The organism is Neptuniibacter sp. QD72_48 (assembly GCF_047778065.1).
Lineage (GTDB): Bacteria > Pseudomonadota > Gammaproteobacteria > Pseudomonadales > Balneatricaceae > Neptuniibacter.
The window spans coordinates 762,960-775,524 of sequence record NZ_CP180547.1 but is presented as its reverse complement, the minus strand read 5'-3'; the positions used below and the strand labels follow the sequence as shown (position 1 = coordinate 775,524).

The 12,565-nt window shown below is 45.1% G+C and carries 9 protein-coding genes; 4 read left to right on the top strand and 5 right to left on the bottom strand.

Annotated elements, in window-relative coordinates:
- Positions 1-65 precede the first annotated feature (65 nt).
- On the top strand, positions 66-212 hold the full coding sequence (locus ACMXYX_RS03330) for a hypothetical protein (RefSeq protein WP_415906472.1): 147 nt from the start codon (positions 66-68) through the stop codon (positions 210-212).
- 511 nt (positions 213-723) lie between these two features.
- On the opposite strand, the gene ACMXYX_RS03325 is transcribed toward ACMXYX_RS03330, so the two are convergent.
- The 5 genes from ACMXYX_RS03325 to pdhR all read right to left on the bottom strand — a co-directional run bounded on the left by ACMXYX_RS03325 (position 724) and on the right by pdhR (position 9,008).
- A complete protein-coding gene (locus ACMXYX_RS03325; RefSeq protein ID WP_415897567.1) occupies positions 724-1,725 on the bottom strand; it encodes an NAD-dependent epimerase in 1,002 nt (333 codons plus the stop codon).
- Positions 1,726-1,790: 65 nt separating this feature from the next.
- On the bottom strand, positions 1,791-3,131 hold the full coding sequence (locus ACMXYX_RS03320; protein WP_415897566.1) for a UDP-glucose dehydrogenase family protein: 1,341 nt from the start codon (positions 3,129-3,131) through the stop codon (positions 1,791-1,793).
- Positions 3,132-3,352: 221 nt separating this feature from the next.
- On the bottom strand, positions 3,353-5,314 hold the full coding sequence (gene aceF / locus ACMXYX_RS03315; protein WP_415906471.1) for a dihydrolipoyllysine-residue acetyltransferase: 1,962 nt from the start codon (positions 5,312-5,314) through the stop codon (positions 3,353-3,355).
- A 45-nt stretch (positions 5,315-5,359) separates the two neighbouring features.
- Positions 5,360-8,020, bottom strand: coding sequence for a pyruvate dehydrogenase (acetyl-transferring), homodimeric type (gene aceE, locus ACMXYX_RS03310; RefSeq protein WP_415883586.1), 2,661 nt, complete (start codon positions 8,018-8,020; stop codon positions 5,360-5,362).
- 232 nt (positions 8,021-8,252) lie between these two features.
- Positions 8,253-9,008 (bottom strand): pyruvate dehydrogenase complex transcriptional repressor PdhR, encoded by a 756-nt coding sequence (gene pdhR / locus ACMXYX_RS03305; RefSeq protein WP_415883585.1) that lies wholly within the window; start codon positions 9,006-9,008, stop codon positions 8,253-8,255.
- Between the two features lie 360 nt (positions 9,009-9,368).
- Here pdhR and ACMXYX_RS03300 point away from each other — a divergent pair, with 360 nt between their 5' ends.
- The 3 genes from ACMXYX_RS03300 (at position 9,369) to ACMXYX_RS03290 (ending at position 12,514) form a co-directional block, all read left to right on the top strand.
- Positions 9,369-10,439: a TRAP transporter substrate-binding protein gene (locus tag ACMXYX_RS03300; RefSeq protein WP_415883584.1), complete on the top strand. Its 1,071-nt coding sequence runs from the start codon at positions 9,369-9,371 to the stop codon at positions 10,437-10,439.
- 165 nt (positions 10,440-10,604) lie between these two features.
- A complete protein-coding gene (locus tag ACMXYX_RS03295) occupies positions 10,605-11,132 on the top strand; it encodes a TRAP transporter small permease subunit (protein ID WP_415883583.1) in 528 nt (175 codons plus the stop codon).
- Entirely contained in the window at positions 11,132-12,514 is a 1,383-nt protein-coding gene (locus tag ACMXYX_RS03290) for a TRAP transporter large permease (protein WP_415883582.1), read from the top strand. Before ACMXYX_RS03295 ends, ACMXYX_RS03290 begins: the two co-directional genes overlap by 1 nt.
- Positions 12,515-12,565: the final 51 nt, after the last annotated feature.

Here is a 12,565-nt window from a genome sequence, read left to right as displayed (position 1 = left end):
TCACCCTTCACTAACCTATCTACAGCAATACAGCTCAGGCTCTACAAGGAAATCTAAGGGAAAGAATGGATAACATAACAAAAGAACCTGCGCAGAAAGACTGGTTCGAAAATGGTCTAATGCAACGCCTACCTGCAGATATACAAGATAGTTTCACGCAAGAGCAGCTTAATGCATTGAAAGTAGCTTTTGGTGGGGAAAACACCCTGTAGATATTCGAGGTACTATTAACATCTGGACTTGGCGCTATTATTTTGTATTTCTATTGGGTCGGAACCGACGCAGCCTGAGCCGTCGGGAGCGTCAGATCAACTTAATGGTAAAAACAGCCCTGACGTTTACTTTTATTCTGTTCTCAACATTACTAGGACTATTAATTATATATCTAGTAAAGTCAGCCGCAGGAATTGACCTATTCCCGGGGTTTTCATTAGGTATTTGGGGATGGTTTAAAGAGACTTTCTTGCAATAACCTCTTTCGGGCGCATCTAATCAAGTTATTCGCTTTCAGAGCGCCCCCCCCTACAACGATAAATTCTGATATTTTTCACTCAAGACGTTAAGCGCGCCCGAAGGATAACTACATGCTTGACTCAGCAAGAGCTGGAAAAACCTTTCACTACCTTTACAAGTAAAGATTAGAGAATAAATGCGCCCTTTCAGGCGCGCTTAAAAACTCCCTTTTTGCATCCCCACATCCTTGTGAAATTATGCAGTTAAGATTTAAGGCTGATAATAACCTTTGTACCAATCTACAAACTTATTCATACCATCTTGGATTGATGTACTTGGCTTAAAACCAACCGTTTTCTCAAGATCGGATACGTCGGCATACGTCGCCGGTACATCCCCAGGCTGCATTGGCAGATACTCTTTAACAGCCTCTTTACCCGCTGCACTTTCAATGGCTTGTATGAACTCCATCAATTCGATGGGCTCATTATTGCCAATATTGAAGACACGGTAAGGCGCCTTACTTGATGAAGGATTATCCATCTGCCTTTCGTTATCACGACTCGGCACTACATCTTGAATTCGAATAACACCTTCGACAATATCATCAATATAAGTGAAATCACGGCGCATTTTACCGTGGTTAAACACTTTAATAGGGCGATCATTTAAGATGGCGTCTGTAAACAGAAATGGAGCCATATCAGGACGCCCCCAAGGGCCATATACGGTAAAGAAACGCAGGCCAGTGGTTGGGATATCGTATAAATGCGAATAGGAATGAGCCATTAACTCATTTGATTTTTTAGTCGCAGCATAAAGAGAAACTGGGTGGTCTACACCATCTACCGTTGAGAATGGCATTTTGGTGTTCATGCCATAAACAGATGAGGATGAGGCGTACACCAAGTGCTCTACATTGTTCTGACGACATCCTTCTAAGATAGTCATCATACCCACAAGATTGGAATCAACATAAGCAAAAGGATTTTCTAGCGAGTAGCGAACACCCGCCTGAGCTGCAAGATGAATGACACGGTCAAACTTTTCTTCTTTAAAAAGCTTTTCCATCCCCTCTCGATCAGCAAGATCTAGCTCTAGAAAACGAAAATCTTCGTAAGGTGCCAGCTCCTTGAGACGAGCGTGTTTAAGGCCTACATCATAGTAATCATTTAAATTATCTAAACCAACAACCTGATGCCCTGCTTCACACAAGCGAGCAACCGTATAAAAACCGATAAAACCCGCTGCCCCAGTTACCAAAAATTTCATATTTTATTCCAACAAAAGCTTTCTGCGTTTAATTAGCAAAAAGCGCGGCTGAACCGCGCTTAAGATTAGGCCTGAGCAATGCTTCTACCACGACCAATGCCGTAATATTCAAGGCCGTGTCGCTCCACTTGCTCTGGGTCATACATATTACGCCCATCGACAATAACCGGGTTAACAAGCGCTTCTTTTATTTGTGCAAAGTCAGGCACTCTAAACGCTTTCCACTCAGTACAGATAATCAATAAATCAGCCCCTTGAAGCGCAGCCTCTTTAGTACCGACAAGCTCAAGATCATCTCGAATACCATAAATTCGTTGAGTTTCTTCCATTGCTTCAGGGTCAAATGCACGAACTTTTGCGTTGTTCGCCCATAGATTTTCCATAAGCACTCGACTGGAAGCCTCACGCATATCATCGGTATTTGGTTTAAATGATAATCCCCAAAGCGCGATTGTTTTACCTGCCAAATTACCCTCAAAGTAGTTAAAAACACGATTGAAGAGCACTTCTTTCTGTTGATAATTTACTGCCTCTACAGACTTCAACAGCTTCGCGTCGTAATCAATACCATCTGCTGTGCGTACAAGCGCTTGAACGTCTTTAGGGAAACAAGAACCACCATAACCACAACCTGGATAGATAAAATGATAGCCAATACGCTCATCTGAGCCGATTCCTCGGCGAACGTTTTCAATATCCGCACCTAAACGTTCAGCAAGCTGTGACAACTCATTCATAAAACTGATTTTGGTTGCCAGCATGCAGTTAGCTGCATACTTAGTAAGCTCAGCACTGCGCACATCCATAAAAATCATACGATCATGATTACGATTAAATGGCGCATACAGCTCACGCATTTGAGTTTCTACATGCTGACTATCTGTACCTATAACGATACGATCTGGGCGCATGCAATCATTGACTGCAGCCCCTTCTTTTAGGAATTCAGGGTTTGATACCACGTGATAAGAAAAGTCCTTTCCACGTGCTTCCAAGACTGAAGCTATTTTCGCAGAAACCTTATCGGCGGTTCCGACAGGCACAGTGGATTTATCCACTATGATCTTTGGTGATTCCATATGCGACGCTATAGTCTCAGCTACAGCTAGAACATATTTTAGGTCAGCAGAACCATCTTCATCTGGCGGTGTACCCACCGCTATAAATTGCAGCTCAGCGTGAGCAATGCCTTCTGCAGCATCAGTTGTGAAGTGCAAGCGCCCTTCAGCAAAATTACTTTCTACAATGGGCGTTAAGCCTGGCTCGTATATCGGGATAATACCCTTTTTAAGGTTATATACCTTATCCTGATCTACATCTACACAAACAACATTATGTCCAACATCGGCTAGAATAGCTGCCTGAACAAGCCCAACATAGCCAATACCAAATACAGTAACGTTCATTTCAATTCCCTTCCGCTCTCAAAAGCACTGAGCAGCCTTTCCTTGATGATTAATATGAATTAGAAGATGTGGCGCATTATACCCATTAAAAATGAAAAAGTTATTTCTATGATTCAAACATAAAAAACGGCGACCTCCTGCACAGAGTCGCCGTTTGTTTTTTTCACTCTAAAAAGTCGCCTCCGAAGAGGCGCGAGCCAAGAGAGTGGAAAACTTGCTTATTAGAGAACTAGGCGGCGGATGTCGCTTAGCAAGCCGTTTAGGTAGGTTAGGAACTTACCTGCATCACCACCATTGATAGCGCGGTGATCGTAAGATAGACACAGAGGCAACATCTTACGTGGTTCGAACTCTTTGCCATTCCAGCGCGGTTCAATATCAGCTTTAGACACACCCAAAATCGCCACTTCTGGCGCATTAACGATTGGCGTAAAGCCAGTACCACCAATGCCACCGAGGCTAGAGATTGTGAAGCATGCACCCTGCATTTCATCAGGTTTAAGCTTACGGTCTTTAGCTTTACCAGCTAACTCGATCGCTTCCTTAGAAAGCTCGTAGATACTCTTCTTGTCTGCATCCTTAATTACAGGAACCATCAGACCGTTAGGCGTATCTACAGCCATGCCGATGTTTACATACTTTTTGTAAACAATGTGCTCGCCATCAGCGTGCAGAGAAGCATTGAACTTCGGATGCTCTTTCAATGCGATAGCAATGGCTTTTAGCATAAACGGCAGCGGTGTTAGCTTAACGCCAGACTTCGCTGCCTCATCCTTCATCTCTTTACGGAACGCTTCCAGATCAGTGATATCAGCCTTATCGAACTGAGTCACATGCGGAATGTTCAACCAGCAGCGGCTCATGTTGTCGCGTGTAACTTTAGCGATTTTGCTAAGTTTCTCGACTTCCACTTCACCAAACTTGCTGAAATCCACCTCAGGGATAGCCGGGATACCTGAACCACCCGTTACCGCACCGCCTTTTGGCGCTTCAGCGAGCTGTTTCAGAGCACCTTTAACATATGCCTGAACATCTTCTTTAACGATACGACCACGACGGCCTGTACCAGCTACAAGAGACAGATCAACACCGAATTCACGGGCAACGGCACGAACAGCAGGGCCAGCATGAACTGTTTTGTTTTTCTTCTCTAGCGCAGCAAGATCAACCTTACCCGCAGCAGGCGCAGGCTTAGCCGGAGCTGGAGCTGGAGCCGCAGGGGCAGATGCCGCAGGAGCTGGCGCAGCAGCAGGAGCCGCAGGTGCAGGCGCCGCACCACCAGAAACCTCAAGTTCTAGCAGCAGATCACCTTCGTTTACCGTATCGCCTTCGTTGATCTTCATGGAAACAACCGTACCTGCTTTAGGTGCTGGCACTTCCATAGATGCTTTATCTGTTTCTAGAACGATTAGGCTATCGCCTTCTTCAACGCTGTCGCCGTCTTTTACTAATACTTCAACAACGTCTACATCGCTCGCACCCGATAGATCAGGGATAAGCACGTTCTCTTTACCACCTGCAACAGGTGCTGGCGCAGGCGCAGCTTCCTGAGTTGGAGCTGGAGCAGATTCTTCGGCCAGAGGCTGGCCTCCTACAGGAGAAGCAGCAGAACCACCTACTTGCAGCTCCATCAGAAGATCACCTTCGTTAACTTGATCATCAACGTTGATCTTCATAGAAACCACAACACCATCTTTAGGTGCTGGCACTTCCATAGATGCTTTATCTGTTTCCAGTACGATCAGGCTATCGCCTTCAGATACTGTGTCACCGTCTTTTACTAGTACTTCAACAACATCTACATCAGTTGCACCAGACAGATCAGGGATCAGTACATTTTCAACGGCAGAAGCGGCTGCAGGCGCAGCAGCTGGAGCCGGTGCAGCTTCTGGTGCAGCAACCGGCGCAGGTGCCTCTTCTGCGGCAGGAGCTTCAGATGCAGCAGCACCTGTATCAAGCTCAAGCAGAAGATCACCTTCGTTTACTTGGTCATCAACATTGACCTTCATGGATACAACCACACCGCTATGAGTCGCTGGCACTTCCATGGATGCTTTATCTGTTTCCAGAACAATCAGGCTATCGCCTTCGCTGATGGTGTCGCCGTCATTTACCAGCACTTCAACAACATCAACATCTGTGGAACCTGATAGGTCTGGCACAGTAATTGTGATAATACTCACTTTGAATTCCTCCAGTTCTAAGCTGTTAAGAAGCTCATCGCAGACTTAAACAGTCCACGGTGCCGGTTTAGCCGGGTTGATGTTGAACTTCTGCATGGCTTTAGCGACAACTTCGCCTTCAACCTTGCCTTCTTCCTGGAGTGCTCTTAGCGCAGCCAGAACAACGTAGTAACGGTTAACTTCAAAGAATTCACGCAACTTAGTACGTGTATCAGAGCGGCCGTAGCCATCTGTACCTAGCACCTTAAAGTTACGAGGAATGTATTCGCGTAGCTGATCAGCATAAGAGCGCATGTAGTCAGTCGATGCGATAACTGGGCCTTCACCACGGCTTTCGATGCACTGAGTTACGTAAGCTTTCTTCTGCTCAGCTTCTGGGTTCAGCATGTTCTCACGAGCTACTGACATCGCATCACGTCGCAGTTCGTTGATCGATGTTGTGCTCCAGATATCAGACTCAACACCAAACTCTTCGCTTAGAATTTCAGCCGCAGCTTCAACTTCACGAAGGATCGTGCCACAGCCCATTAGCTGAACTTTCTTATCGGAACCCTTACCCTCTTTCAGCAAGTACATACCTTTGATGATGCCGTCTTCAGCACCTTGTGGCATTGCTGGGTGGTGGTAGTTTTCGTTCATTGTCGTGATGTAGTAGAAGCAGTTCTCCTGATCCTGATACATGCGACGTAGACCGTCCTGAACAATCACAGCTAGCTCGTAGCCATAGGTTGGATCGTAGGACTTACAGTTCGGAATCATCTGAGCCATCAGATGGCTGTGACCATCCTGGTGCTGCAGACCTTCACCGTTTAGCGTTGTACGACCAGAGGTAGCACCGATCAGGAAGCCACGAGCCTGCATATCACCTGCAGCCCACGCCAAATCCATCACACGCTGGAAACCGAACATAGAGTAGTAAATGTAAAACGGAACCATTGTGCAGTTGTTGTTTGCATAGGATGTAGCCGCAGCCATCCATGCAGACATCGCACCCGCTTCGTTGATACCTTCTTCTAGAATCTGACCTGTTTTAGATTCTTTGTAGAACATGATCTGGTCAGAATCGTGTGGTACATAGCGCTGACCTTCAGAAGTGTAGATACCCAACTGACGGAACATACCTTCCATACCGAACGTACGTGCTTCATCAGGTACGATTGGCACAACACGCTCACCCATGTTTTTGTTTTTAACCAGCGTGCTCATCACACGGTTAAGAACCATTTGAGTAGAGGCTGCGCGCTTACCACTGTCTTTCAACTGACCATCAAAATCAGACAATGGCGGCGTTTCTAGTTTTTCGAACTCTGTGCGACGCACTGGGTAGAAACCACCCAAGCTTTCACGACGCTCGAACATATACTTCATTTCTGGTGAATCAGGTGCTGGACGGTAGTAAGGCACTTCCTTCAACTGATCATCAGATAGTGGAATATTAAAGCGATCACGGAAATCTTTAAGATCGTCCATCGCTACTTTCTTCATCGAGTGCGTGTCGTTTTTCGCTTCGCCCGATTTACCCGTACCGTAACCTTTGACAGTCTGCGCAAGGATTACAGTTGGCTGACCTTTGTGATTTACCGCTTCGTTGTATGCTGCAAATACTTTGTATGGGTCATGACCACCACGGTTCAGATTCATGATGTCATCATCAGATAGATCTGAAACCATCTCTAGTAGTTCTGGGTACTTACCGAAGAAGTGCTCACGAGTGTACGCACCACCATTAGCCTTGTAGTTTTGCAACTCACCGTCACAAACTTCGTCAAAGCGTTTTTGAAGAAGACCTTTAGTGTCTTTTTCGAACAGGGCGTCCCAATGACGACCCCATAGACATTTGATAACGTTCCAACCAGCGCCGCGGAAGATACCTTCTAGCTCTTGAACAATCTTGCCGTTACCACGGACAGGACCATCAAGACGCTGTAGGTTACAGTTAACTACGAAGATCAGGTTTTCAAGCTGCTCACGACCCGCAAGAGAGATAGCACCTAGAGATTCTGGCTCATCACACTCACCGTCACCTAGGAAAGCCCATACCTTACGATCACCACGATTAATCAATTCACGCGCAGAAAGATAACGCATAACGTGTGCTTGGTAGATCGCCTGAATTGGACCAAGACCCATAGATACGGTTGGGAACTGCCAGAAGTCAGGCATCAACCAAGGGTGTGGATAAGATGAAAGACCGTTGCCATCAACTTCACGGCGGTAGTTATCCATCTGCTCTTCAGTTAAACGACCCTCTAGGTATGCACGAGAGTAGATACCTGGAGAGATATGGCCTTGGAAGAAGACCATATCAGATTCCTGACCGCCTTCATTACCACGGAAGAAGTAGTTAAAACCGATATCGTATAGCGTTGCAGAAGAGGAGAAAGATGAAATGTGGCCACCTAGGCCATCTTCGTTGTCGTTAGCACGCATAACCATTGCCATTGCGTTCCAACGAATGAAAGAACGAATACGGCGCTCCATAAACAGGTCGCCCGGCATACGTGATTCATCTTTAACAGAAATAGTATTGCGATAAGGTGTAGTCAGTGCCGTACCTGAGCTTACGCCCATATCATTGGCTTTTTCACCTAACTTACGCAGTATGTATTTGGCACGATCGTCGCCATCATTCTTTGCAACTGATTCCAGCGCATCCAACCACTCTTGGGTTTCAATTGGATCAACGTCATCAATAATGTCTTGCACTTTGACCTCTCCACTCTAAAAAGTTAACGCAGCATGTATTTTTTTGTAATCTGATCTTTGTTAACCAAACCAACTTGTTACATTAAAAGTAGCAGCTGAATGACTAAACAGACCTTATAATATTAGTTTTGTAGTAATACTACATTTAAATTAGTACTTATGTCTACATTTATACTCAAAACGTATCAAAAAACTAAAATGGCCACTTATTTGTGTAGTTTATGTACAAGAATTAAATATTAGCTCGGCGCAGAGCACGCTCTAAACGTGTATTTTCACGCTCACCTTCCAACAACGCCTCTTCGACATAAGCCAGATGGTGATGAGCTGCCTGACGCGCCTTTTCAGGATCACCTTCTAAAATCGCATCCATCAGCACTTTATGCTGATCATGGATCTTTTCGCGGTAATCTGAGTTCGGGTAGATGTTTTTAAGGTTGTCCCAGATATGTTCGCGCAGCAGATTAAACAACGCTCGCATCATATGCAGAAGAACCATGTTGTGAGTTGAGGCAGCGATTGCCAAATGGAAGTCCACATCAGCATATACCTCTTTCTGAATGTCTTTCGTATCATGATAGCGCTGAAGATCGTCGTAACACTTCAAGATCGCCTCTTTGTCCGCAGGCGTACTTCGCAGGGCCGCATAATAAGCTGCAACACCTTCTAAAGCATGACGAAACTCTAGCAGATCATATTGAGCTTCAGGGTGGGTTCGAAATAACTCAAGCAGTGGATCAGAGAAGGAACCACCCAAATCTTCAGAGACATAAGTACCACCGCCCTGGCGACTGATTAGCAAACCCTTAGCCGCCAATTTTTGAACTGCTTCTCTAAGCGAAGGCCTAGATACTTCAAACTGCTTTGCAAGTTCGCGCTCAGGTGGTAATTTTTGTCCTGGCTTTAACGTCCCTTCCAAAATCATGGCTTCCATCTGTTCCATGATTACGTCAGAAATCTTTGGCTGCTTAACCCGGTTGTAACTCATCTTTCACACTCAAATTATATTGGTAAGACCAATATCAATAGTAATTTATTCTACATTAGCAACACAATAGCCTAAGCGGAATAATTTTATTTACCACATTTATCCTATTCACAGAGCCTATATAAATGCTGACTATGAAATAGATTTCACCAATGTTATAAATCTGGACTATAGTCATTTAACAGCAAAAAAACATTGACAGACCTTGCTCAAAAAAAATACAGTAGCATATCTCTTATGGTAAATTGGTATTACCAATTGAGATTACTGCAGCGCAGCAGAGGTCTTATCATCCCAATACCCTCTCCTCCTGCATCTCAATACTAAATATAAAAAAATGAATCTCTTAGAGGATGTGACATGAAAAAGTTCGCCAAGTCTCTGATCTCTGCAGCTGTGGTTACTGCTGCTATTGCAGGTACGACAGCTCCAGCTCAAGCTTCTGACAAACTACTTCTAAAAACTCCAATTGCTTTCGGTTCTCACCTACCAGCGCTAGGCACTCCAATTGTTTGGGTTGCTGATCAGCTTAAGCTTGTAAGTGACGGCAAAATGAAAATGAAAATTTATGAGCCAGGCAAGTTGGTTAGCCCTAAAGAGATTCTGGACGCAGTTTCTACTGGTAAAGTTAACTCTGGTTACTCTACTGCTGGTTACTGGCAGGGTAAAATGCCTGCAGCTGCACTTTTCTCTGCAGTTCCATTTGGCCCAGAAGCTGGCGAATACATGGCTTGGTTGTACTACGGTAACGGTATGAACCTTTACCAAGAGATGTACGACACAGCAGGCTACAACGTTAAAGTTCTTCCTTGTGCGATTATCTCTCCAGAAACATCTGGTTGGTTCTCTAAGCCAATCGAAAAACCAGAAGACCTAAAAGGTCTTAACATGCGTTTCTTCGGTCTAGGTGCTGATGTAATGGAAAAACTGGGCGTAGGCACAGTACAACTTCCAGGCGGCGAAATCTTCGGTGCACTTGAGAAAGGTGCAATCGATGCATCTGAGTTCTCTCAGCCTGCAATTGACCAGCGTCTAGGCTTCCACAAGATCGTTAAGTACAACTACTTCCCAGGCTGGCACCAGCAGGCGACAGTATTCGAACTACTGATCAACAAAGACACTTGGGGCAAGATGAGCAAAGGTCAGAAGGCACTTGTTGAAACAACATGTAAAGCGTCTATGACTAACGCGATTGCTGAAGGTGAAGCGATGCAGTTCCCTGTAATGCAGAAAGCAGCTGACAACGGCGTTCAGATCCGTTACTGGAACGACACAATGCTAAGCACTTTCAAATCTACTTGGGATGAAGTAGTTGCAGAGAAAACTGCTGCTGATCCATTCTTCAAGAAAGTATGGGATGACATGAGCACGTTCCGTAAAGGTTACGACCTTTGGGAAGCTAACGCATTCCTACCACGCGCAACTAAGTAAGACGACTCTCTTCGGAAGGTGCCCAGCCCTCCGAAGAATTTCAGGGCAGCTTCGGCTGCCCTGTTTGCCTGTACATACAGGTAATCTATAAAAATAAATAATTAGATTTTTGAGTGAGCACTACTCGGCAAAGAATCTAATAAGAAGTAGCGAAGGTAAGTTTCAGTGACTGAAAATGAAAAGCTGACCCCAGTGCCCCTCGCAGATGCGATAGATAATTTTATTAAACGCATCGGTCTCACTATCGCTTGGACCTATGTAGTTCTTGTATTAGTGATTATGCTGCAGGTCATTTTGCGCAAAGGATTTGCTAGCGGCTTAATCGCCCTAGAAGAACTGCAATGGCACCTATATTCCATTGGCGTAATGTTTGGTCTTTCTTATGCCCAAACCACAAATTCACATATCCGCGTAGACCTGTTCTATTCACGCCTAAGGGCGAACACTAAGCGCTGGATCGAAGTTATTAGCATCCCAACGATGGTTCTTCCATTTGTTGCAATCATCTTTATGCAAAGTATCGATTTCGTTGCTGAATCCTATCGAGTAAACGAAGGCTCAGAAGCCGCTTCCGGCCTACCGTATCGCTGGATCATAAAAGGTGTTATTCCGGTAAGTTTTGGCTTACTAGCATTAGCACTTATCTCTCGTTTTATTCGTGATTTGACTCTAATTATTAAAGGTGATGACTGATGGATGCGAATGAAGTTCTCGTAATCGCGATGTTCCTGTCGTTCATCGCGCTTCTATTTACAGGTATACCTGTCGCTTGGGTATTAGGCGGCATCGGTATCATTTTTGCCTTTTTAGGGCAATTTACAGACACATACATGGATACCATGACAGGTCTGGACTACACCACACTTGGGCTTGTAGTTAACCGTCTATGGACCATCATGGAAAACTGGATTCTGGTAGCCCTCCCCATGTTCATATTTATGGGGATCATGCTTGATAAATCTGGCGTTGCTGAACGCTTGATGAAATCAATGCAGGAGCTATTTGGTCGTGTTCACGGCGGTCTTGCGATTACAGTAACAGCGATTGGTATCATCCTAGCTGCATCCACCGGCATCATCGGTGCATCCGTTGTACTACTGGCGGTTATGTCACTACCAGCGATGACTAAGCAAGGCTATAACATGCCACTTGCGCTAGGTACGATCGCTTCTGCAGGCACGCTAGGCATCCTAATCCCACCAAGCATCATGCTGGTTATCATGGCCGATCAATTAGGTCTGTCAGTTGGTGACCTCTTTATGGGCGCTGTATTCCCAGGCCTTATGCTTGGCGCGTTTTACATTATCTACATTCTTGCTCGTGGCTTTATTAATCCAAGCCACATGCCGATACCGGATGATGCTAAACCTGTTGATCTAAAGATTTTCTTTAATGTCCTAAAAGATGTTCTTCCGACACTACTTCTTATCATTGTAGTGCTAGGCTCTATCTTTGCGGGTATTGCAACGCCGACCGAAGCCGCTGGTGTAGGTGCATTTGGTGCAACGCTTCTAGCAATGTACAACAAGAAGTTTAGCTTCAAAGTACTGCATGAAGTTGTTGGCGGGACAATGAACACAACTGCCTACATCTTCGCGATCTTCATTGGTGCAACATGTTTCGCTCTTGTTCTTCGTGAACTAGGTGGCGATGAGATGATCGAAGAGTTTCTAACAGGCCTTCCATTTGGCCCTTATGGAATCATCTTCTTCATCCTAGCGGTTATTTTCCTACTAGGTTTCTTCCTAGATTGGATCGAGATCACGCTAATCATCTTGCCACTATTGGCACCTGTAATTTCGGCTCTCGGCTTAGATATTACGGCTCCGGGTATCGATAACCCAGAGTTGGTTTGGTTCGTCATGCTCGTCGCCATGGCCTTGCAGACCTCGTTCTTAACGCCCCCCGTCGGGTTTGCCCTTTTCTATCTTAAAGGGGTATGCCCACCAAACGTTAAGATCACTGATATTTATAAAGGTGTAATTCCTTTCATTATTCTTCAGTTAGCAGCGCTACTGGTACTAGTGTTCTGGCCTCAGATCGTTCTTTGGCTACCAACTATCGCCTACAGTTAAGATAACTGAATAGCACTGGGTATCTAAGATGCCCAGTGCACACATATATAA